The organism is Anaerostipes hadrus ATCC 29173 = JCM 17467, assembly GCF_030296915.1.
Taxonomy (GTDB): domain Bacteria; phylum Bacillota; class Clostridia; order Lachnospirales; family Lachnospiraceae; genus Anaerostipes; species Anaerostipes hadrus.
The window spans coordinates 60,542-86,456 of sequence record NZ_AP028031.1 but is presented as its reverse complement, the minus strand read 5'-3'; the positions used below and the strand labels follow the sequence as shown (position 1 = coordinate 86,456).

At 37.0% G+C, this 25,915-nt stretch carries 30 protein-coding genes; 6 read left to right on the top strand and 24 right to left on the bottom strand.

All coding sequences use genetic code 11. From position 1 onward, the window contains the following. Positions 1-8: 8 nt before the first annotated feature. The 5 genes from QUE18_RS00450 to gnd are packed head-to-tail and all read right to left on the bottom strand — an operon-like array spanning position 9 to position 3,936. On the bottom strand, positions 9-329 hold the full coding sequence (locus QUE18_RS00450; RefSeq protein ID WP_009203152.1) for a PTS fructose transporter subunit IIB: 321 nt from the start codon (positions 327-329) through the stop codon (positions 9-11). Between the two features lie 2 nt (positions 330-331). Continuing rightward, a complete protein-coding gene (locus QUE18_RS00445) occupies positions 332-811 on the bottom strand; it encodes a PTS sugar transporter subunit IIA (RefSeq protein WP_009203153.1) in 480 nt (159 codons plus the stop codon). A 15-nt stretch (positions 812-826) separates the two neighbouring features. Next, on the bottom strand, positions 827-2,719 hold the full coding sequence (locus QUE18_RS00440) for a BglG family transcription antiterminator (RefSeq protein WP_009203154.1): 1,893 nt from the start codon (positions 2,717-2,719) through the stop codon (positions 827-829). Further along, positions 2,716-3,027: a hypothetical protein gene (locus QUE18_RS00435; protein ID WP_009203155.1), complete on the bottom strand. Its 312-nt coding sequence runs from the start codon at positions 3,025-3,027 to the stop codon at positions 2,716-2,718. Before QUE18_RS00435 ends, QUE18_RS00440 begins: the two co-directional genes overlap by 4 nt. Before the next feature lie 12 nt (positions 3,028-3,039). Then, positions 3,040-3,936 carry a phosphogluconate dehydrogenase (NAD(+)-dependent, decarboxylating) gene (gene gnd, locus QUE18_RS00430; protein WP_022092096.1) on the bottom strand — a complete coding sequence of 299 codons (897 nt, stop codon included), beginning with the start codon at positions 3,934-3,936 and terminating at the stop codon, positions 3,040-3,042. A gap of 251 nt (positions 3,937-4,187) precedes the next feature. On the opposite strand from gnd, the gene QUE18_RS00425 reads away from it, so the two are divergent. The 6 genes from QUE18_RS00425 (at position 4,188) to QUE18_RS00400 (ending at position 6,861) form a co-directional block, all read left to right on the top strand. Beyond that, positions 4,188-4,430, top strand: coding sequence for a MurR/RpiR family transcriptional regulator (locus tag QUE18_RS00425; protein ID WP_009203158.1), 243 nt, complete (start codon positions 4,188-4,190; stop codon positions 4,428-4,430). Between the two features lie 12 nt (positions 4,431-4,442). Further along, entirely contained in the window at positions 4,443-4,946 is a 504-nt protein-coding gene (locus QUE18_RS00420; protein WP_009264807.1) for a MurR/RpiR family transcriptional regulator, read from the top strand. 89 nt (positions 4,947-5,035) lie between these two features. Then, the gene (locus QUE18_RS00415; protein ID WP_022092095.1) at positions 5,036-5,644 is read left to right on the top strand and encodes a class II fructose-bisphosphate aldolase; all 609 of its coding nucleotides are present in this window, start codon (positions 5,036-5,038) and stop codon (positions 5,642-5,644) included. A 13-nt stretch (positions 5,645-5,657) separates the two neighbouring features. Next, positions 5,658-5,822 (top strand): hypothetical protein, encoded by a 165-nt coding sequence (locus QUE18_RS00410; protein WP_009264808.1) that lies wholly within the window; start codon positions 5,658-5,660, stop codon positions 5,820-5,822. Beyond that, positions 5,819-6,121, top strand: a complete 303-nt coding sequence (locus tag QUE18_RS00405) for a PCC domain-containing protein (RefSeq protein ID WP_009203162.1) — start codon at positions 5,819-5,821, stop codon at positions 6,119-6,121. The genes QUE18_RS00410 and QUE18_RS00405 overlap by 4 nt, the downstream gene beginning before the upstream one ends. Positions 6,122-6,168: 47 nt before the next feature. Then, entirely contained in the window at positions 6,169-6,861 is a 693-nt protein-coding gene (locus QUE18_RS00400) for a four-carbon acid sugar kinase family protein (protein ID WP_009203163.1), read from the top strand. A gap of 74 nt (positions 6,862-6,935) precedes the next feature. Here the strand turns inward: QUE18_RS00400 and QUE18_RS00395 are convergent, their stop codons facing one another. From QUE18_RS00395 to QUE18_RS00305, 19 genes are all read right to left on the bottom strand, one after another. Beyond that, positions 6,936-7,556 carry a V-type ATP synthase subunit D gene (locus QUE18_RS00395; protein WP_009203164.1) on the bottom strand — a complete coding sequence of 207 codons (621 nt, stop codon included), beginning with the start codon at positions 7,554-7,556 and terminating at the stop codon, positions 6,936-6,938. 13 nt (positions 7,557-7,569) lie between these two features. After that, the gene (locus tag QUE18_RS00390) at positions 7,570-8,955 is read right to left on the bottom strand and encodes a V-type ATP synthase subunit B (protein ID WP_009203165.1); all 1,386 of its coding nucleotides are present in this window, start codon (positions 8,953-8,955) and stop codon (positions 7,570-7,572) included. Between the two features lie 15 nt (positions 8,956-8,970). Next, on the bottom strand, positions 8,971-10,737 hold the full coding sequence (locus tag QUE18_RS00385) for a V-type ATP synthase subunit A (protein WP_009203166.1): 1,767 nt from the start codon (positions 10,735-10,737) through the stop codon (positions 8,971-8,973). Beyond that, entirely contained in the window at positions 10,730-11,326 is a 597-nt protein-coding gene (locus QUE18_RS00380) for a V-type ATP synthase subunit E (protein ID WP_009203167.1), read from the bottom strand. Before QUE18_RS00380 ends, QUE18_RS00385 begins: the two co-directional genes overlap by 8 nt. A gap of 18 nt (positions 11,327-11,344) precedes the next feature. Beyond that, a complete protein-coding gene (locus tag QUE18_RS00375) occupies positions 11,345-11,653 on the bottom strand; it encodes a V-type ATP synthase subunit F (protein ID WP_009203168.1) in 309 nt (102 codons plus the stop codon). 17 nt (positions 11,654-11,670) lie between these two features. Then, positions 11,671-12,105: an ATP synthase subunit C gene (locus QUE18_RS00370; RefSeq protein WP_009203169.1), complete on the bottom strand. Its 435-nt coding sequence runs from the start codon at positions 12,103-12,105 to the stop codon at positions 11,671-11,673. A 12-nt stretch (positions 12,106-12,117) separates the two neighbouring features. Further along, positions 12,118-14,067 (bottom strand): V-type ATP synthase subunit I, encoded by a 1,950-nt coding sequence (locus tag QUE18_RS00365; RefSeq protein WP_009203170.1) that lies wholly within the window; start codon positions 14,065-14,067, stop codon positions 12,118-12,120. Positions 14,068-14,081: 14 nt separating this feature from the next. After that, a complete protein-coding gene (locus QUE18_RS00360; RefSeq protein ID WP_040344057.1) occupies positions 14,082-15,131 on the bottom strand; it encodes a V-type ATPase subunit in 1,050 nt (349 codons plus the stop codon). A gap of 12 nt (positions 15,132-15,143) precedes the next feature. Next, entirely contained in the window at positions 15,144-15,455 is a 312-nt protein-coding gene (locus tag QUE18_RS00355; RefSeq protein WP_008392264.1) for a hypothetical protein, read from the bottom strand. A 143-nt stretch (positions 15,456-15,598) separates the two neighbouring features. Further along, positions 15,599-17,755 (bottom strand): ATP-binding protein, encoded by a 2,157-nt coding sequence (locus tag QUE18_RS00350; RefSeq protein ID WP_008392262.1) that lies wholly within the window; start codon positions 17,753-17,755, stop codon positions 15,599-15,601. Beyond that, positions 17,745-18,569, bottom strand: coding sequence for a substrate-binding periplasmic protein (locus tag QUE18_RS00345; protein ID WP_009203174.1), 825 nt, complete (start codon positions 18,567-18,569; stop codon positions 17,745-17,747). The genes QUE18_RS00350 and QUE18_RS00345 overlap by 11 nt, the downstream gene beginning before the upstream one ends. A 35-nt stretch (positions 18,570-18,604) precedes the next feature. Further along, positions 18,605-19,909: a diguanylate cyclase gene (locus QUE18_RS00340; RefSeq protein ID WP_009203175.1), complete on the bottom strand. Its 1,305-nt coding sequence runs from the start codon at positions 19,907-19,909 to the stop codon at positions 18,605-18,607. Positions 19,910-20,120: 211 nt separating this feature from the next. Further along, positions 20,121-20,843, bottom strand: coding sequence for an amino acid ABC transporter ATP-binding protein (locus QUE18_RS00335; protein WP_008392257.1), 723 nt, complete (start codon positions 20,841-20,843; stop codon positions 20,121-20,123). Beyond that, complete coding sequence (locus tag QUE18_RS00330; protein WP_008392256.1) at positions 20,830-21,507, bottom strand: amino acid ABC transporter permease; 678 nt, start codon at positions 21,505-21,507, stop codon at positions 20,830-20,832. The genes QUE18_RS00335 and QUE18_RS00330 overlap by 14 nt, the downstream gene beginning before the upstream one ends. Before the next feature lie 25 nt (positions 21,508-21,532). After that, entirely contained in the window at positions 21,533-22,318 is a 786-nt protein-coding gene (locus QUE18_RS00325; protein WP_009203176.1) for a basic amino acid ABC transporter substrate-binding protein, read from the bottom strand. 76 nt (positions 22,319-22,394) lie between these two features. Further along, positions 22,395-23,435 carry an A/G-specific adenine glycosylase gene (mutY, locus tag QUE18_RS00320; protein WP_009203177.1) on the bottom strand — a complete coding sequence of 347 codons (1,041 nt, stop codon included), beginning with the start codon at positions 23,433-23,435 and terminating at the stop codon, positions 22,395-22,397. Between the two features lie 249 nt (positions 23,436-23,684). After that, complete coding sequence (locus tag QUE18_RS00315) at positions 23,685-25,298, bottom strand: hypothetical protein (RefSeq protein WP_009203179.1); 1,614 nt, start codon at positions 25,296-25,298, stop codon at positions 23,685-23,687. Continuing rightward, entirely contained in the window at positions 25,288-25,701 is a 414-nt protein-coding gene (tnpA, locus tag QUE18_RS00310) for an IS200/IS605 family transposase (RefSeq protein ID WP_009203180.1), read from the bottom strand. Before tnpA ends, QUE18_RS00315 begins: the two co-directional genes overlap by 11 nt. Beyond that, complete coding sequence (locus QUE18_RS00305; RefSeq protein ID WP_009265569.1) at positions 25,694-25,876, bottom strand: hypothetical protein; 183 nt, start codon at positions 25,874-25,876, stop codon at positions 25,694-25,696. The genes tnpA and QUE18_RS00305 overlap by 8 nt, the downstream gene beginning before the upstream one ends. Positions 25,877-25,915: the final 39 nt, after the last annotated feature.

The following is a 25,915-nucleotide window of genomic DNA, read 5'->3' as shown; positions in this document are numbered from 1 at the left end:
TAGCACTTTTATTTCTTCATTGCACCTAATTTTTCTTCAATCTTACGAAGAAGATGTTCTGGTGATTTGATTGCTGTTGCAACAGGTACTTTAACCATTGGTTTTCCTTTGAATCTTTCTGTTCCAGATACAGCAACATCAGATGCGATCAATACACAATCTGCAGCATTGATATCTTCATCTGTTAACGCAAATTCAACACCACCGCTTCCCTGTGTTTCGATTTTTACACTCCATCCAAATTTTTCTCCAGTTTCTAACAGTTTTTCTCTAGCCATATAAGTATGTGCGATTCCACAAGTGCAAGATGTAATTCCAACAATATTCATAATTAAGCTTCCTTTCTCTTTGTAAATTCATTAAAATAAGTTTCAAATAGTTCAAAAAATTCTTCTTTTGTTTCACATTTCATTAACGCGTCGACATGTGCTTTATGTGCTACAACGCTAGCAAGCTGTGATAGATTCTGAAGATGTGTCTTCTGAAGATCTCCAGTTGGTGCTGCTAATAAGAAAATCAGACTTACTGGCTGATCATCAAGGCTTTCCCATTCTACTGGCTGTTTTACTTTTCCGATTGCAACACTTGCATTGATTACCTGATCTGTTAAACCATGAGGAATCGCAATCCCTCCAAGACCTGTTTCTCCAATGCTTTCTCTTTCATAAACTGCTTCCAGGAATTTATCCAGATCTTTAATATTTCCTTTTTTATAAAGCATGGAACTTAACTGTTTTAAAACTCCATCTTTATCTGTTGCGTCCATATCCAGATCTATTAAATCAAGATCCAGAATGTCTAATAAATTCATAATATGTACCCTCCTTTAAAGTTTTTTACTTGCTTCTATTAATGTTTCATATATTTCTCTGTCTTTCTTGCATTCTCTTATCTTGTTGACTATCTCCATATTGCTTAACATTTTATACAACCAGTTCATTTGCATTACATTTTTTGCATCTGTTTTTGCAACTGCTAACATTACGATAAAATCAACTTCCTGTGTCTTCCAGACAATCGGATGATCCAGCTTGCAAAATGCAATCTGTGTTCGCTTTACATCCTCATGGAATCCATGTGTCAGAATAATACCATCTCCTACTTCCGTAGATCCCATATTTTCTCTTTTTAAAACACCTTCAAAAAATCTTGGTGTCACTGCGCCGCACATGCGAAGATAATTTGACATCTCTTGCAAGATCTGAATCTTATCAATTTGCTCATGAAAGACTTTTACTGTCTGCATGGAGAAATTTGTTTTATTAATACTTGGATTTTTTCTTAATAGTGTTCGTATTTTCTGTACATCTACTTCCATCAGCAGCGGATTTACTTGTACATAAGGTTTGTCTGTGTTAAGTTCCACTGTTGAAATGATATATTTACATTTTTCTAACTGTTCCTCATCATTCATGGAACAATGAATAAATGTTACATCTGGGAAGTTTTCCTGAAGCTTTACAGAAAGTAATCTTGATACTCCTACTCCAAGAGAACAGACAACCGCTACCTGCACATGATCTTTTGCCTGCTGTACAGCTACTGACAAATGCAATGCCACATAAGCAATTTCTCCTTCACTTGCATTTACTCCGATATATTTTTTGAAACTTGAATTGATGATCAGAGCCAGATAATAATAGCTGGCATAATTAGTCTTAATCTCATTCAATAATGGGTTATATAGATTTAATCCATATTTCAAACGATATACTGTTGGAAGCAAATGAAGCATCAGTGATCTTTTAAACTGGTCATTTGATTCTAAATCTAATGACATGATCTTATCGGATTTCAAAATAAAATCTTCTGCTATATTTTCAGCAATCTTTCTCAGATCATTTAAAAAATCATTTTCTAAAAATGAGCTTTCATTCAAATACATACCTAAAAGATGCATAAGAAGATAATCTGCTTCATCTTTTGGAATCTCACAATTTCCATATGTTGAAAGTTCATTTATTAGGATGTCGAACTCTTCTTTATAAGAAAATGTCTCACTATCCAAGGCTTTTGAATTTTCTATTAATAATGCTTTATTTTTACCTATTCTCATTAACATAACCGATGCATGAAAAGCCAGATTGTTTATATTCACTTCATTTAAGTGCATATTATAATTGTCATTCCAGTTATGTATAATGTCTTCGATTTCCTTAACATCTATATCCAAATATGTTTCCATCAAGCTTTCAATGGACTGATTTTTTTCACTCAGTTCACCTGCTAGTGCAGCAACTGCATTTCGAATATTTTCTTCATCTCCACTGACATAAAGACCTATACTTGGTTTCTTCATTAAACTAAGATCATATTTCTCCAGCCATTTTGAGATCTCCTGAAGATCTTTTTCAATTGTTGACTTGCTTACATAAAGATTATTCTGTAATTTATATGGATATATTTTATTTTTTGACAGCAATATCTGTACTAAAATGCAGCCTCTTCGGTATTCTTTCGAATAAGACTCTACTAAGTCATGTTCTCCTTTTACATCAAGAAACAATGCATCTTTTTCATCTTGTGTACCTTCAATCCAAATACCAACTCTTGGTTTCTTTTCAAGTTTCATGGAATGAACCAGGATTTCTGATTCTATTTTTTCAAGATCAGATCGGATTGTCCGGCTGCTGACATTTAACTGCTCTGCTAATTCTTGTGTTGTAAGTGGTTTTTCTGCTTTTAAAAGAATCTGAATTAAATTTTCTTGTCTGTTCATATATTTCTCACCTGCGGAATTGTTACGATCAATGGATCTTTAAATGAATATTGGCTACCTGTATATTCTAATCCCTTTTTTTGTTCATGGCTATGAAGTATTCGAACTAGATTTCCATATCGATATAAATAATATGTCAGTGCCACAGCTAAAATCGTTAAGCATATTGCTGCAAGCCATACAAGATTAAACAAACATGCTCCTACACCGACAACTCCTAGAATACTTTTGATGTATGTCATTGTCGTATTCCATGTGATATTGATATATTTATTTTTTTCATCTCTTTCAATCTTGTAAAACCACATATAATTTCTCCTTTATTTTGACTGAGCTTTGTGTCCTCCAACCTCATCTCTTAAAGATGCGATCACTTTCGCTGAAAATGAATCATCCTGTTTTGATCTTAAACGCATCATCAGTGAAGTAGAAATAATTGGGATTGGAACTCCAAGTTCACAAGCAGACTCGATTGTCCATCCTGTTGTTTTACTTGCTCCAACAACTCCTTTGATCTTTTCTAGATCTGGATCTTTTCTAAATGCATTTGCTGCAAGTTCTAACAGCCATCCTCTAATAACACTTGATTTACTAAGTGAATCTGCAACATGTTCCAGATCGTAATCAAATTCACTTTTTTCAAGAAGTTCAAATCCTTCTCCTAATGTCTGCATGTATCCATATAACATTGCATTGTGAATCATTTTAAGATAATGACCACTTCCTGTTTTTCCTGTGTAAAGACATCCGTTTGTTGTTGCAATGCTTTCTAACATTTCCTGAAGATCATTTTTAAATACTTCCGGATCTCCTCCACACATAAAACTTGCTCCGTGTCTTGCTCCGTAAACCCCTCCACTTGTTCCAATATCAAAGAAATAAATTCCTTTCTCTTCCATCTTCTTTGCTGTCTTTAAGCTGTCTCGATGATCTGAATTTCCACCATCGATCACGATGTCTCCTTTTTTACATAAACCACTTAATTCATCTAATACTGAATTTGTGATCTTTCCAGCTGGTAACATAACCCAGATCACATCTTTCTGATCCGCAGATACCAGATCTTTTAGAGTTTCATATGATTTAATTCCAGATTCTTCAGCCTTCTTTCTGGCTTCTTCATTTACATCGAATCCTTCTACATCAACCTCGTGGTCTTTCATATTCAGGGCTAAATTAAATCCCATTTTCCCAAGACCTACCATTTTTAATTTCATGACTTGGCTCCTTTCTTTTGTCACTTTTGTCTTTCGATGGGTTTATTATATGATTTCTTTTGTGACATTTCTATAGTTTTTAGTCTATTCCAAACCAAAGGTACTTCCGCTTTTATATTTCCACATTTTCCTCCATTTCCGCATTTGAATTTCCACATTTCCACTTTTCGCATTTCCACTTTTTGAAAGATATCAAATTGACACACTTTATAATTCGTGTTAACTTTCTTAGTATCAGAAAGGAGCTGTCCATGCAAATTATAAAAACATCAGTCATCGAAAATATTAAACATAACTTTGAAGAACTCTTTCCTGCAGAGAAAAAAACTGCACAATATATCCTTGATCATCTTGAAGAAGTAACCCTTCTTAATATCTCACAGCTTGCTAAAAAAGCTCATGCAAGTGAAGCTTCCATTGTCAGAATGGCAAAACATCTAGGGTATAATGGTTTCTTCCAAATGCGGCTTCTTCTTTCAAATGATGTCGCATAAAAAGACAATGATATGTTAAACAATGCCCCCTTACTTACAAGTGAAAAAATATTTTCTGCTTGTGCAAACCGCATTCGTTCACTCTCAAGTTTCATCTCTACAAATGATCTGCTCTGTGCTGCAAAATTGATCTGTGAAGCCAGAATGTGTCATATTATAGGGGCTGGAAATACAATCCCGATTGCTTCTGATCTTGTAATTGCGATCAGTCGTTCTGGTGCTTCAACACAGGTTTTAAAAGCGCTTTCCCTTGCTAAGAAAAAAGAAATGAAGATTCTTGTGATCACTGCTGATCCAAACTCTCAGATCATGGATTTTTCAGATGCTATTTTACAGATTAACGACACGAATGAAATGCATGATCAAAATGTTCGTGCTGATTCTCATTTATTAGAACTCGCTGTCAATGATGCTCTCATTTATGTTATTAAAAATTATCCTCTCTTTAATTTTGATGATAAATTGCCAACTCAGATAAACGATGTAGAATTATTGCTTAGCGAAACTAAATTTTAGATATGAATTTTTATGTAGATGAAATATATTTTTATTTCATCTATTTTTTATTGACTTTTGCGAAAATATTTTTTACGAAGGAGGTATTTATGTTAGTTACAATGAAGGAAATTCTTGATCGAGCAAAAAAAGATAATTATGGTGTTACTTCCATTATGGTCGATCGTTCTTCTTTAAGCTATGAAGATAATATCGCACAGACAAAAGAGACTGTGAAAATGTGCCGTCCTCTTAATATCAGTGTAGAAGCTGAATTAGGCCATGTCGGTCAGAGTGAAGATTATTCTTCCGATGTTTCTGATCATTTTACAAAGCCTGAAGAGGTGAAAAAATTTGTTGAAGAGACAGGAATTGACTGTCTTGCTGTAGCAATCGGAACTGCTCATGGACGTTATCACGGCACTCCTCACATCGATTTTGATCTGTTAAAACAGATTACCGATGTTGTAGATATACCACTTGTATTACATGGTGGAAGTGGAACTGGTGATGAAAATTTAAGAAAAGCTGTAAAAAATGGTATTCAGAAAGTCAACCTTGCAACAGAACTTGTCGTTGCCGGGAAAGAAGAATTAGAAACTTTTATTCAAGATAAAAACTTTGATAAATGGCAGTTGATTCCGTCTTTTATCAAGGGATATTCTGACCGTCTGGAACATTATGTGAATTTATTTGATCAGGAAAATAGAGCTTGGTAAGGAGGATTTTATTATGATACGTTTTCATGATGCCTGCGGAACTACAGGTAAAACAGTTGCTGCAAGATTACTGCCCGACACAGATTTGATCGAAGGTATTGAAGAAGTATGTAAAAAAATGATATTAAACATGCTTACGTTACCTGTTTGGGAAGTTTCAAAAAATGTGGTTATATGAATCTTGTTCCAAAAGAAGATGCGAAAGTTGGTGCTGGATATGGCGATGTTCTTCAAAAAGACGGTCCAGTAGAATTTCTAAATGGAACAGGTGTTGTTTGTCAAAATAACAATGACTATGACACACATTTTCATGCGACAATGTGTGATGCTTCTGGTCAGGTCTTTGGTGGCCACATTGTAAAAGGATATACTCCAACACTGACTACGGTTGATCTTCTTATTTTTGAGATCAAAAATATTGAAATGCTGCGTGTTTACGATGAAGAAACTGATCTTACACAATTTCTTCCTAAGTAATATCGTTTATTAGAATCATATCGTTTGTTGATGGAAGGGGTGTACTTATGAATCGTATTAAACTTGCTGTGATTGCAGATGATTTCACAGGCGGAGCCGATGCTGCAAGTTTTCTGAAACGGAAGCACGCAAATGTTGTCTTATTAACAGGAATTCCTCTAATGCTTCCTGATTGTGACTGTGTAATTTTTGCTTTGAAAATACGCAGTGTTCCTGTATCTGATGCAATCAAGAAAGTTCATGATGTCCTGCTGTTTTTAGAACAGTATCAGGTAGAACATTTATATTATAAATATTGCTCTACTTTTGATTCTACCCCAAAAGGAAATATTGGGCCTGTTATGGATTTCCTTCTCGACTACTATGATCTAACTTACATTACATCACTTATTGATGCGCAGAAAAGTCCATTGTTAATATATAGTGATGCTGTGTTGAAAGATTTTAAAACAGAAAAAAAATCCCCTGCATTTTATACAGCAGCTAAGAAAATAGAATCTATTCTGTCTTTTATTGCTGTTTATGCAAAGGATCATAACTATCATAAGATCATTGTTGCTGGTGGAGAAACCTCTGGAGCTGTTACTACAGGATTAGGGTATTCCTCTTTTTATATTGGACAGGAAATCTGCCCTGGGGTTCCTGTTTTAATTCCTGAAGAAAATAGGTATTTGCAGCTTATATTGAAATCTGGAAATTTTGGTAGTGAGGATTTCTTTTTGAAAGCTATGGAGATGTGATTTCATGGAAATGTCATAAAGGACAGAAGATTGATGATTGAGGGCAATCTTCTGTCCTTTTGTTTGGATTAAATTCATCCTTTCTGCTTCATCCGCTTAATCACTTTAAGCCGTGTAAATTCCTCTCTTTCCTTCTCTTCCAACTCATTCGAAATCTTATAAACCAACCCGGTATAAGTCGGAATCGTAATATTCTTCAACGCATTTGCCCTCTTCTGCGTTTTCTTAATACTAGTTGCTAAACGATACGCCGCGTTTTCAACCATTGACAATTTAATTGTCAGATCCTTCACCTGCCGAAACGCTTCCCTGGCAACATCAATTGATTCAAATGTCCCATCCATCGCATATGTCAACTGATTCTCATGTGCATCATATTTCACATGTGGAATCTCTGTTCCCATGATACTTCTTGTCTGAATCTGTATCGAGTCCTCGATCGGAACTGTATAGGCAAGTTCTTCTACCTTACTGATCCCATGCTGGATATTCGCCCTCTGAAGGCATGCATACGCTCTTGTAAATGTTGTATCAATCTCTTCCTGAATATCTTTCGCCTCATCGATTAGATCCATCAGCTCACGAATCAGGATATTTCTTTTTTTATCCATCAGATCGTAACCCTGTTTTGCCAATGTAAGAGAGTTCTTGGCTGCGATCAGATTTCCTTTGGTCGGGAATTCTCGTGGGTCCATAATCTCACCACCTTTAGCTTTCCTGCTCTTTTGGCAGGTATTTATCGATGATCTTCGTGTCGATTCGATCCAATTCTTCTCTTGGCAGGATCTTTAATAATTCCCATCCAAGATCCAATGTTTCGATCATGGAACGGTTTTCTTCCGGCCCCTGACCGATATATCGTTCCTCAAATGCCTTTCCAAATTCCAGATATTTTTTATCAATTGGGGATAACTCATCTTCTCCGATAACAGATGCTAAGTTTCTTGCTTCTCCCACTTTCGCATAAGCGGAAAATAACTGGTTTGCAAGATCCTGATGATCTTCTCTTGTGTATCCTTCTCCGATTCCATCTTTCATCAGACGAGAAAGCGATGGCAAAACACTGATTGGTGGATAAATGGTCTGTCCGTTTAAGTTACGATCCAGTACGATCTGCCCTTCTGTAATATAACCGGTTAAGTCAGGAATTGGATGAGTGATATCATCATTTGGCATAGTTAAGATTGGTAACTGTGTGACCGAACCTTCTGCTCCTTCGATGATTCCTGCACGTTCGTATAATGTTGCAAGTTCACTGTACAAATATCCTGGATATCCTTTTCTGGATGGAATTTCTCCTTTCGATGAAGATACCTCACGCATCGCTTCCGCAAACGATGTCATATCTGTCAGGATAACTAAGATATGCATATTACAGTCAAATGCAAGATATTCTGCTGCAGTTAAGGCTACTTTTGGTGTGATCAATCGTTCTACAACTGGGTCATTTGCAAGATTTAAGAACATACATACATGATCTGCAACACCACTTTCCTCAAATGTCTTCTGAAAGAAATCCGCAACATCATGTTTGACACCCATTGCTCCAAAGACTACCGCAAATGGCTCATCTGAACCATCACCAAGAGATGCCTGTTTTACGATCTGGGCTGCCAGCTGATCGTGTGGAAGTCCGTTTCCTGAGAAGATGGGAAGTTTCTGTCCACGGATCAGTGTTGTTAATCCGTCAATTGCTGAAATACCTGTACGGATATAGTTTCTTGGATATTTTCTGCGGACCGGATTTAATGGAAGACCGTTGACATCTCGTTTGACATCGGTGATCAGTGGTCCTAATCCATCGATTGGTTTTCCGATTCCGTTAAATGTTCTCCCTAGCATATCTGGTGCAAGAGAGACTTCCATCGGGTGTCCAGTTAATTTTGTTCTTGTATTATCAAGGGACATATTTTCCGTTCCCTCAAATACCTGAATCACCGCTTTATCTTCGTATAATTCAATGATCCTTCCGATTTTTTTCGTTTTTCCATCAACCGTAAATTCGACGATCTCATCAAAAAATGCGTCCTGTACTCCTTCCAGAATGACAAGCGGACCATTGATGCTGCTTAGTCCTAAATATTCAATTCCCATAAAATGACCGCCTCCTTATGCATTCTTTTCCAGTACTGCGTCATAGAAATCATCAATCTGTTTACGGTAAAGATCCAGTAATTGCAGATTGTCATTCGGAACATCGTATTTGATCGCAATGACTTTCTCAAAGATCCCTTCTGCTTTTAGCACGCTCATTGGCATTCCTCTCGCTACAAGTTCCCTGCTCTTTTGATACAGATATAAAATAACTTCCATCATTTTAAATTGCTTCTCCATGGACACGCAAGTGTCATCTTTATGGAAAGCATTTTGCTGCAGAAATCCTAATCGGATCACCCTTGCGATCTCTAACGTTAATTTCTGATCATCTGGAAGAACATCCCCACCGATCAGTTTTACGATCTCCATCAAACTACTTTCCTGATTTAAGATCGCCATCAGACGATTTCGATAGTCCACAAAATTGGGGGATACATGATCTCTGTACCAGCCACCGAGATCTGTCAGATATTCACTGTAACTCGTTAACCAGTGAATCGCTGGAAAATGTCTTGCGTAAGCCAAGGATTTATCAAGTCCCCAGAAGCAACGGACAAATCGTTTGGTATTCTGTGTAACTGGCTCTGAGAAATCTCCTCCCTGCGGAGATACTGCACCGATGATCGTTACAGAACCGTCCGTTCCATTTAGGTTGTGCATCATTCCAGCTCTCTCATAAAAAGCTGATAATCTGGAAGCTAAATATGCCGGAAATCCTTCTTCTGCTGGCATCTCTTCCAGACGACCGGACAATTCTCTTAACGCTTCTGCCCATCTTGAAGTAGAATCCGCCATGATCGCGACATCATATCCCATATCACGGTAATATTCTGCCAACGTAAGTCCTGTATAAATAGATGCTTCACGTGCTGCTACCGGCATATTGGATGTGTTGGCGATCAGTGTTGTTCGGTCCATCAATGGATTACCACTCTTTGGATCAACTAATTCTGAAAATTCTTCCAATACCTGTGTCATCTCATTTCCACGTTCCCCGCATCCGATATAAATGATAATATCCGCATCGGACCATTTCGCAATCTGATGCTGTGTCATTGTCTTTCCAGTACCAAAACCACCTGGAATTGCCGCAGTTCCACCTTTAGCAATCGGAAACATTGTATCCAGTATTCTCTGGCCTGTTACCAGTGGCACACATGCCGGAATCCTGTCGTGAACAGGTCTTGGAACCCTGATTGGCCATCTCTGGATCATTGTTAACTGTTTTTCCGTTCCATCGTCCAATCTTAACGTGATCATATGATCCTTGATCGCATGTTCTCCATCAGATGCCACAAAAGTAACCGTTCCTGTAAGATCTGGCGGCACCATGCATTTGTGTACGATGGCTCTTGTTTCCTGCACTTGGGCATAGATATCACCGCCATGAAGAACATCTCCTTCATTGACAACTAATTTTGTGTCCCACAATTTCTCCATATCAAGCGAATCTACGCTGATACCTCTTGTGATAAATGCACCTGCATTTTCTGCGATCCTCTCTAAGGGACGTTCAATTCCATCAAAAATGTTATCAAGGATTCCGGGAGCTAATGTGACGGATACTGCCTCCCCGCTTGCTTCCACGATCTCGCCCGGTTTTAATCCTGATGTTTCTTCATATACTTGAATCGTCGTACAGTCTTTATCCAGAGAAATGACTTCTCCAACTAATTTTTCTTTGCCGACATAAACCATTTCTGACATCTTAAATCCAGTATTTCCAGCCAGATAAATGACAGGTCCATTAATTCCATAAATTGTTCCAGTCTTACTCACCTGTCACACCCCCTTTAAAGGTAAATTCTTCGTATTCTTTCTCCAAAGCACCTGAAAATGAATGATCGATCAAGATATTTCTTCCCGGAATAATCGAACGGATTCCTCCAAGAAAATCTTCTTCGCTGACTGTTACTGTCATTCCAGTTCGTTTTTCGAGGAATTCTTTTTTGTCCTCATCCGAACTGTTAATATAGATTGTCAATGGATTCCCATCTGCGAATCTCGCCGCTTTTGCAATATAGGATACAAGTAATTCTTTATACGCTTCGGTTTTCATGTATTCTTCTGCCATTTCCCGGACTTCCTCAAACAATTTATTTTTTAATTCATTCTGCACTCGGCTTAATTGTCTTCGAAGTTTTAGCTGCCCTTTGGATGTTACTGTATTTAACTGCTGCCTTGCCGATGCTGTTTCGGTCTTGATCCTCGTATCTGCCTGCATCACAGCTTCTTGTTTATGTGTTTTGAACACGCCTTCCAATGCCTTCTGGTGCTGATCTATGATTTCATTTCCTCTGGCTCTTGCTTCTTCCATGGCAGCTTCTCTGATATGTGAAATCTTTTCTTCTACTGTCAATGTTGTCACCTTCCTTCTACAGCCGGCTTACAATTTCAATCCAATCGCCTCATTGACATAAGACGTGATAAAATCTTTCTTCCGTCCAGTTCCGTGCCTGTCAGGAATCTCGATCAGAAGCGGCATTTTCCGCTCCAGCTTGATCTCGTCGATCAATTCTGGAAATTCTCTTCCAAATTTCTCTGTCAAAAGCACGATCCCAATCTCTGGATCACTCATAGCTTTCTCGATTGCTTCTTTTAATTCATCCCTTTCATGAACTACAATCCCATCAACCCCGGCTAACCGCATTCCTGTCAATGTATCTAAGTTATCGCTGATCAAATACATCTTCATAACTATCACTTCCTGATCTATCCAAGTTTACCAATGATCATAAATGAAATGATCAATCCATACAGACATACACCTTCTGCCAGGCCTACGAAGATCAGTGATTTACCTAAGGCACTTGGATCTTCACTGATCGCTCCTAAAGCTGCACTTGCGGCACTCGCTACGGCGATACCACCACCAACACAAGAAAGTCCTGTTGATAATGCTGCTGCCAGATATCCAAGTCCTGTAGCCATTCCTGCATCAGAACCTGCTTGTGCTGCCTGTACCGGATTTGTGACAAACATCATCACTCCGGCGATCACAATGATCCCGAAGAAGAAAAAAGCGTTAAATGCAATACTTCGTTTATAACGTTTCTTTGTTCTCTCTCCATGAAGAAAATAACCAAATGGAATAAATATACTTAAGATTAATGCTGCGATGATCGCTAATTTGATTGCTAATGTCATAACCGATACCTCCTAATTTTCCTTGCCTGCATGATTGTCATACGGATGGAATTCTCTTCCTGATCCCGTATAGAAACGACTGAACATTTCATAATATTCCAGACGCAATACCTGAATTCCGACAACCAGACCTTCTAGTCCACACACGATAATATTTCCAAGAACAATGATGATCCAGTTTGGATTTCCTGCTCCATCTGTGATCCCTCCGAGCATCAGAACAACTTCCATCATAGCCGCATGGCTCACTGCAAATGCCCCGATACGCACAAATGAGATCGTGTTAGAGAAGAAACTTAACATCGTCTCGAACAATTCAAAAAATCCCTGCACCAGAAACATTCCAACGCCGCCTTCTGCTTTTGGTTTCTTTCCTTCCACGAGCTGTCCTAATGGTTCTTTTAATAAGAACATGATCACTGGAATTCCAAGGAAAATGATCATCATGATATTTCCTGGTGTTTTATGACCTGTCATATAAAGCACGATCGTTAAGACAAGGAATCCATAAAATACAAGTCCTGCAACTCCATTTGGGCTGAAGAATAAATTTTCTTTATCCCCACGTTTCTTTGCATTGATGATCTGAAATACCATCGCAAGCAGGATTAGTGCCATACCAAATGCAACTGCCACGATAAATACAGTATTTAACTGCCCAACAAACGGTAATTTCATCATCGCATGCATTGGCGATAACCACATTGGTTTAATGATCGTTCCTTCAAATCCAAAGAAGCTTCCAAACATAAAGCCAAAGAATGTAGAAAAAATTCCGGCAACAGAAATAATTCCTGCTAGATTCCATTTCTTGATCTTATATAGTAATCCCCCGCCGATAAACAAACACAATCCCTGACCAACATCCCCAAACATCGCTCCAAAGATAAAGGTATAAGTCAGTGCCACGAAAATGGTTGGATCCATCTCATCATGGGATGGCAGTCCATACATTCTGATAAACATTTCAAATGGTTTGAAGAATTTGGGATTCTGTAATTTCGTTGGTGGATCACCGAAGAATTTTTCTCTTCCTTCTTCAACAATGATCGTGATCCTATCATCATCTTTTGTCTCCTCAATAAATGCCTGTGTATCTTTTTCACTCATCCATCCACAGAGAATGTAGTAATCTTCCTGTTCTTCATTTTCCATACAGGCTGCCATTTTACGCACATCGAAGTTATTGGATAATTCTTCTAACTTATATCTCGCTCCTCGAATCTTCTTTGCCTTGACTGATAAGAAATCATTCATCTGTTTCTGGACATTTTCGATTTCTTTTTCAATCTCATCGATCTGATTTCTTAAATTCCTGCAAATCTCTGCCGGCATTCCTTCGTAATCGTCTGGAAGTGCGATATTTTCAAAATGCAAAGATTTAAAGGTAGAATCAATCTTTCCCATCTCCTTATGTGCAGCAAAATAACATCCATACACATAATTTTCATTTCGGATCCCTTCTAAAAAAATTGCATTGAGATCATCGAATAAATATTTTTCAAGTTTCTGATAATACTCTATGTTTACTCGTCCGAATCTGACTTTCATATATTGATAGCCATAAACTTCTTTTAAATTTAACTCTAAAGGCTGAAACGGTTCAAGTTCATGAAGTTTTTCTAATAATTCTTCTTTCTGCTTCTTTAACCGGTCTTCCCTTGCCTTAAGGTCCAGATAATCATGATTGAGATCCCTGATCATTGTCAGGATCTCATCTGCCGTAAGAGATGTATCCATCTCTCCTTTTGGCTGTGCAAGCATCAATACATACTGTTCCGCTTTAGAAAGCGGTTCTTTGTAAGGATTCACATCCATAAACGGCATGAGGTTATCTGTCGTTTTCAATTCTGTGATCGCATTTTCCAGCTGCATTTCGTATTTGGAAAGGTAAGATGCACTTACCCTGTCAATATCAGTTCTCGGTCCGGAAATGCTTAAGAATTTCATCTTTACGATCATGATGCATTACCTCCTTAACGTCGTTGCTTTTGCACCAGATACTGTAATGTCTCCCGTTGCGATAATCCATAGCGAATACATTCCAGTGCCGTGGTGATCTTATAAATCTCTTCCTCCTTTAAAAATAAATATTGTTGTATACTTGCCAGAGAATACGGATGGTTTCTGTAAGCGATCGTTAAGATATGTTCCACACATTCATTCACAATACTCTCAATCTGCACCTGTTCTCCGAACTCATATTTCTTTCCGTAATAAGTTTCATTTAATCTTCTTTTGAATTCTTCCACTGATGGCGCTTCGACCAGATCTTTAAATTCCTGATTCGAAAGTTTATGTTGAATCGGAATTAACAATGTGTAAATATCTGGTGCGAGCATATGGTAATATTTCTTTGCTCGGTAAATCCATTGAAGATTTAATAGATCGATCTTTGCTCCTAATTCTTTAGTCAGCATTTCCTTATCTTTTTTATCCCAATTTCCCTTGCGTTCTTTCCACATCATAGAAAAATAATATAAATCCAATGCCAGTTCATAATCCGCTAATGTCGATGCCCCTGACTGTCGGATTCTTGACAGTGGTGCGTAATATTCTGTATTCTTCAGGTAATCTACCAGATGATCAATATTCTTTGCCGTCACTAGCTGGTCAATCCGTATCTTTGAATATTTATCAAAAAATGGCTTTTTGTAATTCAGATCAAATGGTACATTACTGTGATTAAATACAATTCTTAAGCAATATCGAACCAAATCTACTTCATACCGCTTCATAAAGATCTTTAAAAAATCTTTTTGCTGCATATCTGCGAAACGATAAAGTCTTGTGTAATCATCATATAATGACTGGATCAGGACTTTTTCGATATTACCTCTGTGATACAGTGATTCATCCATCTGTGTGATAAATTTTCCGTACGATTTTGTCTGTTTCAGATATTCAATGATATCTGTCACTGTATCCATAGAAGCCAGCTGTTCATAATCCTGTGGTTTTAAAAGCTTTGCACGCATTGCTGCGACTTTCGTCACAATTCCGCTGTAGCGCATCACATCTCTCAATGCTATCGCCTCCTATACTTTGATCACCCGCTCTAATATCTGTTTTGCATATTCGCTGTGATGTTCTTTGAAGTCTTGTTTTAAAGATTCTATTTCATTGTTATTCTGTTCTTCTTGTTTCTTTAGAAGTTTTTCCATGTTTGTTGCAAGATCCGACTGAATCTTTAATATCTTTTCGTTCGTCTCCTTTTCCATATCTGCATCAAATGCATCCCTCTTTTTCTGCATCTGCATTTCCATCTGATGCTTTTGTTCCTGCGCATTATCTACGATCGCACGCGCTGTCTTTTCGATCTCTGAAAGTTTCTCTGCTATTCTTTCCATCAGTAAAACCTCCTTTCATACCAACCATTGTAGTCCTTTCTATTTATTTTTGCTAGTATTTTATCTGTTTTTTTACATGTTTTTAGCAATTATTCACAATGTTTTGACAGTTTTCATGCAATGTTTTACAATCTGTTGTATTATTATTTAAAATGATCGACTTTCCCACAATAATTCGCGATCGTCTTAATCAACACCTCAGATTCCAACGGTTTCGCCAAATGCTCATTCATTCCCGCTTCTAAAACTCTCCTACGATCTTCCGTAAATGCATTCGCTGTCATCGCAATGATCGGAATATCTCTGGCATTTTCTTTATTGCTCCATCTTATATATCTCGCTGCTTCTAATCCGTCCATCACCGGCATCATCACATCCATTAAGATAATATCAATTTCTCCTAGTTTCGATTCTTTGAAAATTTCCAATGCTTCTTTTCCATTAAATGCCTTAATTACATTCGCCCCGGCACTCTCCAGAACAAATTCTGCAATTTCCATATTCAATTCATTATCTTCGGCAAGCAATACATTGACACCCTTGATCGATGCTTTTTTTATCTCTTTTGTCTTAAGTTCTTCGTGCTTTATATTATGATCGATCTGAAATGGAAGCTCAATATAAAACGTCGTTCCCACACCTTGCTCACTCTCAAATGAGATTGTTCCTCCCATTTTCTCTACAAGACTTTTTGTAATCGGCATCCCAAGTCCCGTTCCACCATAAACTGTTCGTGCCCCTGCTTTTTCCTGTGCAAATGGCTCATAGATCGTCTTTTGGAATGATTCACTCATTCCAATTCCAGTGTCTTCACATTTAAATCGAATAATAATAGTATTGTAATTTTTCTGAATTTCATTAAATTCTATGCAGATCTTTCCATTATTTTTGTTATATTTGATCGCGTTTGTTAAAATATTCATCACAACTCTTTTTACATGCACTGGACTTCCGATCAAATCTTCATGAATCACATTATATTTATGTACAACTATATTGATTCCTCTCTCTCTAGCCTGTTTTTCAATAACCGTTCGAATCTCTTGAAACAATTGAAAGAAATTAAAACTTCTTCTCTCCAGGATCACTTCTTCCGATTCCAATTTTCCCATATCCAAAACTTCATTGATCAATTCTAGTAAGAAGCCTGATGCTTCCCATATTTTTTTGCGGCATTCTGATTGTTTTTCTATATCACTTTTATAATAATCTCCAACTTCTACCATTCCCCGGATTCCATTGATCGGTGTCCGGATATCATGGCTCATTCTTTGCAGAAATTCTGTTTTGGCAATATTGGCTTTCTTTGCTTCTTTTGCTGATTTTTCTAATTCTTTTTTATACTCTTCTTCTCGTTGTTTCTGAATGCGTTCATATTGTTGATTGGATCTTGCCTTGATCATCATTAAGATTGCCACAAAAATTCCATATAAAATAACCGCTATTCCAATGTTACTCGTCAATGTTTTTACAAGATTCCTGTCTTCTGCATACACGTAAATATAATAATTTCGTCCCTTATCAAGACTTGTAAAATATTGTTTGATACCGTTTCGAATGATTGCAAACTGTCCTACTTTTACACTTTGTCGGATCTCATTAATAATAGAATCTTCCTGTACCTTTGTATCAATTAATTTTTCATCATTTGATGCTATAATATCATTTCCATTTGTGATTACGATCGTTCCATCATTTTCCCGCTTATATCCAGCAAGCACGTTTTGGATTGTAAGATTATTGTTTTTCGCATATTCGGTTTTTACATACTGATATCCTATAACCGTTCCTTTTGCATCCTTTCTTCCATACGATGCCAGATCAATATAGCCTCCATTTTTCAGCTCAATTCTTGCCATATATGATTTTTGTGGATAATTCTTTACATCACGAAGTGTTTCTTTCTCCATGACATAACCCAAAACTTTTTTAAATCTTGGTCCAGTATGATATTGTGCAATTTGTTTATTCTTATCATTTAATACAATAATCCCCGTAAGTCTTTGTTCCCTTGCATACTGTTTTAAATATTCTTTTTCCAATGCCTGTTTATCTGTTTTGAAATTTCTCGCCGTCTGCTGGACTTTTTCAACCATTCTGACAAGACTTCTTGCTTCAACTGCTTCATTAAAACTGTTATACATGGAATATTGATCCTTGATGTATTCCATCGTCGAATGAATCCTGTTTTTGGTATTGTTTGTTTCTATTTTTACGGACACAAAAAGAACTGTCAAGACAACGATCACACAGCCAACAATACTCAATGTCCATAACCTTTTATCCGCTTTATCTCTCAAGGCTGTTCACCTCCAGATATTTTTCTGCATCAGGAACATATTTTTGTAGAATTTTTTTGGCACTTCCATCTTTGACCATTGCTTTTAATGTCTTTGACAGTTCTTTTTCTATTCCTCTTTTATCATTTTTTGCAAACGCAACACCAATTCCAGTCTCAAGAATATCTTCATCAAGAATTCTGTATTTTGCTTCAAAATCAGACATATACTGTCTGATCGAGATCTCATGTGCTGCAATAGCGTCTACATATCCTCTGCTCAGAGAAGTATAGATCAATTCTCTGTTTTCCATACTGTAGACTTGTTTTACTTTTGGTATTTTGGGATCTGTTTGTTTTAGAAATAATTCCTCTGGTTTGGTTGTAGACTGAACCGCAATGATTTTATTCTTAAGATCAGACAACTTATTGATCTTGCTGCTGTCGTTCACTGCGATCACCTGACGGCTCAGCATATAAGGACCTGCCCAGTGATAATCATTTTCTCTTCCTGTCACTGAAAAGCACGCCCATATACAATCTATTTTTCCTTGTTCCACAAGATTTTTCTTATTCTCCCAATCAATATTTACAAAGACCGGCTTATAACCCATACGATGAAAGGCTTCTCTGGCAAATTCTACATCGATTCCTGCCATATTGCCATTCTCATCGGTATAGTTAAATGGCGGATAATTGTCTCCACCGATCATAATCTCTTTGTTCGCATCTTTTGTTGTTTTTCTAGTCTGATCTTTTGTCTTTCCACATGCACAAAGAAAGCAGCCTAATACGAAAAAGACCATGACTTCAATCATAAGCTTCTTTAACTGCATAGTTTACCTCGTATGATCTGTTTGTAAATAATGTCCTAAACTCTTGTAACCATTGCCATCAATCTTCTTTGTTTTGCATATAATTTCACTGTATTAGATACTCTCTGATAGACAATATTGGCATCAAATGGGCGGTTAATATAATCAGAAACTCCCATCTCATAAGCTCTTCTGATATAATTCGCAGAATCCTCACTTGAGATTATAATAACTGGAATATCTGAGATTAAACGCTCTTCTTCCATATATTTCAAAACTTCAAAACCATCCTTTTCTCGCATAATGATATCTAATAGTACAAGCGAAATTTTCATTCCATATTCATCGATCTTATGCAATGCTTCATTTCCACCATCAGCTTCTATGATTTCGTAGGTTTCCTCTAAAATCTCTTTCAAGATCGCACGGTTAAATTCTGAATCATCAACGATCAAAATTTTAGGTTTATTCTGAATTTTTTCCTTTTTAAATATCGTTTTATCACATTCTGTTATGACCTGTGCCTTATGATCTTTTGCCTTATACATCAACTGGTCTGCTTTCGCGATCGCCTCATCGATCTGCCCATCTTCCGATATCACTCCTCCAATACTTGCTGTAAGCTTCAATCTAGAGCAGTTTGGAATCGTTGCATTCTCAATAGCCTCTTGAATCTGAAGCAATTTCCCACGCAAAGTACCTCTTACCATATCCGACAAGATCAATAAAAATTCATCTCCGCCATAACGTATTAACTTATCTGTCTTGCGAATACAATTCTTGATCACATCCGCAACAATACAGAGAACCTGATCTCCCATATCATGTCCATAAATATCATTATACAATTTAAAATCATCCAGATCGATCATCGCAACCCCTGCCGAATTCTGCATATTACGAATCTCATCTTCAAAATATCTTCGATTGTAAACGCCTGTTACCGGATCTATGTATAATTTATCCTGATACCCTTTTAACTTGCCAACAAGTTTGTCCCTTCCATCGGTATCGATCAACGTATCATTCTCAAGATGCTTAACAAGTTCCATAACACATGCTTCATCATCTATTTCCAGATATCTTGAAATGACCAGAAAAACATCCGCATCCAAAAATTCCAGTTTTGTTTTTTGTTTCTTCTCCGCGTATGCTTTCATTGATGTACAATTCTCACATGGTTTATTCTTCTTCCAAAAATCATAGCACTGACACATTCCAATTTTTACTCCGATGCGTGGATCATCTTGCATCTGCTCAAAAAAATCCCCCTCCAAAAACCTGACAACATCAAATACTTTCTCCAGCATTTTAGCTTCTTCTTCTGCCTGTTGTCTGGTTATCTTTATATTCTGGTTCACTTCTTATCCCCTTCCTATTTTTATTTGATATATTCCCCTAATTCACTTAAATACCCTTTTATGATAGCACATCATTTTGTCGTTTTCCATCGAGAAACCTGAATTTTACAAAGATTTCCTAAATTAATATCAAATTTATTTTTTTATATACAAAAAGAAGGGCGATATAACATTAAAGTATGTGTATCTCCCTTCTTATTCTTATGATCTTTTATAATACTTTGCTTAAAAATGCCTTTGTTCGCTCTTCCTGTGGATGGTCAAAAATCTGTTCTGGTGTTCCTTCTTCAAGGATTCCTCCACCATCCATGAAAAATACACGATTGGCAACTTCTCTTGCAAATCCCATCTCATGAGTTACGACAACCATTGTCATACCTTCTTGGGCAAGCTGTTTCATAACTTCTAATACTTCTCCAACCATCTCAGGGTCAAGTGCTGAAGTTGGTTCATCAAACAGCATGACTTCTGGTGATAATGCCAGTGATCTTGCGATCGCTACACGCTGTTTCTGTCCACCAGATAACTGCGCTGGATAATTATCAGCTTTATCACCAACGCCTACACGGTTTAACAATTCCATCGCTTTTTCTTTTGCTTGCTCTTCTGTCATCATCTTGTGACGGATCGGAGCTAATGTAACATTCTCAAGGATTGTCAGATGTGGGAATAAGTTAAAATGCTGAAATACCATTCCAACTCGTTTTCTCATCGCATCTACATCAAAGTCTTTCTCTGTCAAATGCATATCATCGATGACAATATCTCCCTTTGTCGGAGTCTCTAATAAGTTTAAGCATCTTAAAAATGTACTCTTTCCAGATCCGGATGGTCCGATCACGCAAACGCATTCTCCTTTGTCAATATGGCAGTCAATGCCTTTTAACACTTCCAGAGATCCGAAATATTTATGTAAATTCTTAACGTCTATCACTTTGTCTCAGTCTCCTTTCTAATGCGTTTAATCCAAGAGTCAGGATCTTAACGATCACATAATAGATCAATGCTGTTCCAAGCAATGGTGCCAGTGCTTCGAAGATTCTTGAAATTACAAAATCTGATACCTTTGTCAGGTCAACGATCGCTACATATCCTAATATAGATGTTTCCTTGATCAGTACGATAAATTCATTTCCAAGGGCAGGAAGAATATTCTTGATCGCCTGAGGCAAGATAATATCTTTCATTGTCTGTACATAGGATAATCCAAGAGAACGTCCACCTTCCATCTGTCCCTGATCAACCGCCTGAATTCCTGCACGGATGATCTCAGCAACATAAGCTGCACTGTTCAAACCAAAGGTTAAGGAACCTACAAGCAGTCCATTCTGACCTTTTAAAATAACGAAATACATGATCATCAACTGTGTCAATGTTGGTGTTCCACGGATGATATCAATGTACACGTATGCGATCTTCGATAAAAGTGTACTCTTTCCTTTCTGCTCTGCCGTCAAGCGCATTAACGCCAAGATCGTACCAAGTGCTACACCAATAAGAATTGCAATGACAGATACTAAGATCGTCACCTTTAATCCATCAAGATACAGCAGATAGCGCTGCTCGGCGACAAACGCTCTGTAAAATGAATCTAACATTTTGAAACCTTACCTTCCTAATTTCCTAGTTTGCGGAATCAATGTATTTTGCTTTCAGCTTATCATATGTTCCGTCTTTTTTGATTGCTTTGATCTGTTTGTTGATCTCTTCTTTGTATGCTGTGTTACCTTTTGTAATTGCGATACAGTAGTATTCCGCACCTGCAGAGTCAACAACTAATTTTAACTTCTTCGCATTGTTTTTCACAAATTCCTGTGCTGGTTTTTCATCAATAACAACCGCATCAATTGCACCGTTTTTCAGATCCATAACAGCGTCAACACCCTTTCTATAACGTTTTACATCTGTCTTTACGATGACTTTGTTCTTTTCACCAAATTTTTCTCCAGAAGCAATGATGTCACCAGTTGTTCCTTCCTGAACACCAACTTTCTTTCCTTCTAACTGAGATAATTTTTTGATCTTGCTGTCTTTCTTTAAGATAATTGCCTGATTAGATGTATAGTAGCTATCAGAAAAATCTACAGATTTCTGACGTTCTTTTGTCTTTGTCATTCCTGCAATGATCGTATTGATTGAATTAGACTCCATAGCCCCGATCAGAGATTTGAATTCCATGTTCTGGATCTCAACCTTTTTGTCCATACGTTTTCCGATTTCTTTGATCATAGCAATATCGAAACCGTCTGGCTGTTTCTTATCATTCATATATTCGAATGGTGGAAATTCTGCGTTTGTTCCTACGATCAGTTTGTCTGGAACCTTGCTTTCTTCTTTTTTACTACATCCTGTAAACAGCATAGATGCTGCCAGTACACCAGCTAATGCGACTGTTAAAAACTTTTTCATAATCTGTTCTCCTTTTTAATAATAATTTAGCTTTTATGGAATTTTACATTCCATAATTATATACGTAACTTCTATTTTACAATATCTTACGGAATATTTCAAATGCTGACGGCAATGCATACGTATTTTCTAGTTCTTTTTTTAGTACCCAGACGTAATTTTCACTCTGAATCGGTGTTTTCAAGGAAATTCTTACTCCTTCCATGTGCCATTCCACATGACTGAAAATATGTTTTCCCTTTCCTGCTGCTTTTGTCTTTGCATCTTCCATATGATGCTCTGCCATCCATTCCTTGATATCTTCGGCATCCATTTTCTTATCTTCATTCGGGAACTCCCATAGTCCGGCAAGCAATCCTTTGTCTCCTCTTTTATGGATTGCGATCTGCTCTCCGCATTCTAATAAAAATACAGTCTTATGTTCAATCCGTCTTGCCTTCTTTGGTGTCTTGACCGGTAATTGATCAATGAGATCTTCTTTATATGCCTTACAGACTGTATCCCATGGACATTGATCACATAATGGCTGCCCATTCGGCACGCAAACAGTTGCTCCAAGTTCGATCAATGCCTGATTAAAATCTCCCGGTCGGTCTTCCGGCATAAATTCCATGACTCTTCTTCCCATCGCTTTCTTTGTCTTATCTTTGAGAATATCAGAATCATCTCCCCACAATCTAGTCAGCACACGAAGAACATTTCCATCGACTGCAGGAACCTGTAATTCAAATGCGATCGATCCGATTGCTCCTGCTGTATACATTCCAATGCCCTTCAGCGATAATAATTTATCATAATCAGCAGGCAGTTGTCCACCATATTCTTCAACGATCGTCTGTGCTGCTGCTTTTAAATTCCTTGCTCGATTGTAATAACCAAGTCCTTCCCACAATTTCATCAACCGGTCATCATCTACTTTAGCAAGATCATAAACCGTTGGCAGCACTTCCATAAAACGATCAAAATACGGCTTTACCGCTTCCACTCTTGTCTGTTGCAGCATGATCTCGGAAATCCAGATTCTGTATGGATCTTTATTCTCTCTCCATGGTAAGATCCGTTTATTATAATCGTACCAGTGAAGCAATGATCCGCTTAAATCATATCGTTGTTCCATCTATTTTCCTCTTTCTAAATAATATCCTTCAACAAATATACCAGCCCCTATTCTGACTACTCCCATGGGCAAGCCCGTGGGGTTCTGATTGTCAAGTGTAGCTTGTAATCGTACATCATTTTCAGACTTTGGAGTTACAAGTGTAAGTCTATTTAAATCAGAACTTTCATTACCAAGCAGTCCAACGACCACATTGACGGTAAATTTCTACTTTCGTAAGGAAGTATAGTCAATCTCCCTAAATATGTTTTACGCTATCTTAATTCCGCTATTTAATATTTTGATCTTATTAGCCTTGATCCATTCGATCAGGGCTTTTTCTTTGTTGTAACACTTATCAAATTCAGAAATACATTTGTTTTTATCTATATCTTTAGTTCTGTAATCGTAACAGTATAATAAGAATGATGAATACCAATCTCTTTGTACCAATGTTCCGTCAGTAAGTTTATATATTCTATCAGACAGCTTTTTCTTGATATAATCATCTGCTGTATGGTCATATTGACTTGCTCTGTAATTATTAGGTACTTCAATATATATACCACCTGATGTCTTAAATTTCCGCTCTACAGTAGTTTGAAACCCAGAAGGACATCTGTTCTTTATGGATCTGCCAAAACGCTTTTTCTTATGAAACTTACCTTTACTATTGACTGTAGTATCTTTAGTTCGTTTCATAAGTTTACTTGCATTTTTAGGTTCCGTGATAAATACATCCCCAAGACTTCTTAAATGGTTAGCGTCTTCATTTATTGCAAGCTGTCTGTTTATAGCATTGATACGACATAGTTCAGAGTGTTTAGCTTTTAGCTTTTTATAATGATTAGAATATTTCCAAGTTTTGCGGCCTTTTTTAACAGTACCATCATCATTATAGTTTTGCGGATCAGTTGCACGTCTTGACCTGTCCATCGCACGGTAAAGCAGGCGTTCTCTTCTTTCAGAAGTCTGAATACTGTTACCACGCTCTGAAAGATTTTTCAAGCCCACCTCAGTATTTGATGTATACGCAACAGTCTGTGTACCAATATCTGCACCTATAATACCTTTGCCAAACTTATGTCTTGGATTACCAAACCTATCATATTTAGGTTTCGCCTTACCTTCAATAGTAAGATGCAAATACACCCTATATTTTCCACGAATAAATTTAGGTACAAGAGTAGCATAGCAAGGTCTGTATGTATCAATACAGTATGCTTTATCTAAAAATTTATTTATTGCTTTATCATTTATGATCTCTGATCTTAATAAATATTCTAAAACTGCACAAACTTCATCTGTTTGAAATCTATCTTTAACCTGTATCCCAAATACATTTCCCTTTAATTTGAATTTTAATCCATTATCTTTAACAGACATTGAAATGCCACGATTTATCTGTTTTGCCCTGATACAAGGCAACTCACCATATTTAGAAAAATGAATCGTTTTACCATTGTTATAAAGACATTTTTCAATACCACGCCATATATCTTCAGCTTTTGTAAGGGCAAATACAGCATCAATACTATATTTCTTGCCTATATGTATCATAGCGTTTCTGCAATGATCCCATGTGACATTGTATTGTTTTTGCATTTCATTGAGCTGATCTGCTAGATCTCTGCGTTTCTTTTTATCTTTGGTAGAACCATAGAGTTTTAGCAGCTTGCGATATTTTTTAGTACGCATAAGTTGGTCATAATTCTTTCTCATAAGACCAACAAGCTCATTACCTGCTTTTCTGATCTTATCAGAAAGAATCACGACCTTTTGTACATCAGAAGATGGCATATCGGTTTCTACAACCAAGATATGCCTGTCAGAAAGTTTATGAAATTGTTTTAGAAGTTTTTTATATTCTTTATCACTTATCATTTTTCTGCTCCTCAATATACTTAATCACTGTAGCTTCGCTTATATGTCCGACAGTAGATACAAAGTATCCTCTTGACCATAATACTCCACATTTCGCATAGAACTGTTTTAATTTTGGAAATACTTTAAATAATTCGATAGCACTGATACTTTTTAGAGTTCTTACAACATCACAAGGAGCAACTGTCTGCGGAACATCTATGAAAATATGTATATGATCTGGCATCACTTCGAGTGCTTTGATCTTGTATTTATAATCATTACAAATTTTCTGTAATATCTGTTTAAGAATGATATCGACATTTCCTTGTAATACTGAAAATCTGAACTTTGGACACCAAATGATATGATACTGTATCAAATATTTACAATGTGAAGCACTATGATATTGTTCCTCACTCACTGTCTTTTTCTCCTAATTGATATTTTTCCTGAATACCTCTACGCATTAAGTCAAGAAAAGTGATAGTTTTTCCTTCTTCAACAGAATAGATACGAGCAAGATTTTCAAGTTCTGTTTTCCATCCAGTAGGAATGGAAATATTTATTTGTACATTGTCACTTTTAGTTCGTGCCATTATTTTTTCCTCCACGACTTGAATGATATTGTGCAGCAT

Excerpts from the sequence above, each read along its gene's own strand:
- QUE18_RS00390 (WP_009203165.1), bottom strand. The coding sequence starts at position 8,955 with ATGGGAATTGAATATTTAGGACTAAGCAGCATCAATGGTCCGCTTGTC.
- QUE18_RS00440 (WP_009203154.1), bottom strand. The coding sequence starts at position 2,719 with ATGAACAGACAAGAAAATTTAATTCAGATTCTTTTAAAAGCAGAAAAA.
- QUE18_RS00435 (WP_009203155.1), bottom strand. The coding sequence starts at position 3,027 with ATGTGGTTTTACAAGATTGAAAGAGATGAAAAAAATAAATATATCAAT.
- QUE18_RS00305 (WP_009265569.1), bottom strand. The coding sequence starts at position 25,876 with ATGGCACGAACTAAAAGTGACAATGTACAAATAAATATTTCCATTCCT.
- QUE18_RS00425 (WP_009203158.1), top strand. The coding sequence starts at position 4,188 with ATGCAAATTATAAAAACATCAGTCATCGAAAATATTAAACATAACTTT.
- gnd (WP_022092096.1), bottom strand. The coding sequence starts at position 3,936 with ATGAAATTAAAAATGGTAGGTCTTGGGAAAATGGGATTTAATTTAGCC.
- QUE18_RS00405 (WP_009203162.1), top strand. The coding sequence starts at position 5,819 with ATGAATCTTGTTCCAAAAGAAGATGCGAAAGTTGGTGCTGGATATGGC.
- QUE18_RS00365 (WP_009203170.1), bottom strand. The coding sequence starts at position 14,067 with ATGATCGTAAAGATGAAATTCTTAAGCATTTCCGGACCGAGAACTGAT.
- QUE18_RS00400 (WP_009203163.1), top strand. The coding sequence starts at position 6,169 with ATGAATCGTATTAAACTTGCTGTGATTGCAGATGATTTCACAGGCGGA.
- QUE18_RS00325 (WP_009203176.1), bottom strand. The coding sequence starts at position 22,318 with ATGAAAAAGTTTTTAACAGTCGCATTAGCTGGTGTACTGGCAGCATCT.
- QUE18_RS00410 (WP_009264808.1), top strand. The coding sequence starts at position 5,658 with ATGATACGTTTTCATGATGCCTGCGGAACTACAGGTAAAACAGTTGCT.
- QUE18_RS00415 (WP_022092095.1), top strand. The coding sequence starts at position 5,036 with ATGTTAGTTACAATGAAGGAAATTCTTGATCGAGCAAAAAAAGATAAT.
- QUE18_RS00445 (WP_009203153.1), bottom strand. The coding sequence starts at position 811 with ATGAATTTATTAGACATTCTGGATCTTGATTTAATAGATCTGGATATG.
- QUE18_RS00345 (WP_009203174.1), bottom strand. The coding sequence starts at position 18,569 with ATGCAGTTAAAGAAGCTTATGATTGAAGTCATGGTCTTTTTCGTATTA.
- QUE18_RS00375 (WP_009203168.1), bottom strand. The coding sequence starts at position 11,653 with ATGAAGATGTATTTGATCAGCGATAACTTAGATACATTGACAGGAATG.
- QUE18_RS00330 (WP_008392256.1), bottom strand. The coding sequence starts at position 21,507 with ATGTTAGATTCATTTTACAGAGCGTTTGTCGCCGAGCAGCGCTATCTG.
- QUE18_RS00355 (WP_008392264.1), bottom strand. The coding sequence starts at position 15,455 with ATGGAAAGAATAGCAGAGAAACTTTCAGAGATCGAAAAGACAGCGCGT.
- QUE18_RS00370 (WP_009203169.1), bottom strand. The coding sequence starts at position 12,105 with ATGACATTAGCAATCAAATTAGCGATCATCGCAGCATTAATCTTAAGT.
- QUE18_RS00450 (WP_009203152.1), bottom strand. The coding sequence starts at position 329 with ATGAATATTGTTGGAATTACATCTTGCACTTGTGGAATCGCACATACT.
- mutY (WP_009203177.1), bottom strand. The coding sequence starts at position 23,435 with ATGGAACAACGATATGATTTAAGCGGATCATTGCTTCACTGGTACGAT.
- QUE18_RS00395 (WP_009203164.1), bottom strand. The coding sequence starts at position 7,556 with ATGGACCCACGAGAATTCCCGACCAAAGGAAATCTGATCGCAGCCAAG.
- QUE18_RS00420 (WP_009264807.1), top strand. The coding sequence starts at position 4,443 with ATGTTAAACAATGCCCCCTTACTTACAAGTGAAAAAATATTTTCTGCT.
- QUE18_RS00315 (WP_009203179.1), bottom strand. The coding sequence starts at position 25,298 with ATGATAAGTGATAAAGAATATAAAAAACTTCTAAAACAATTTCATAAA.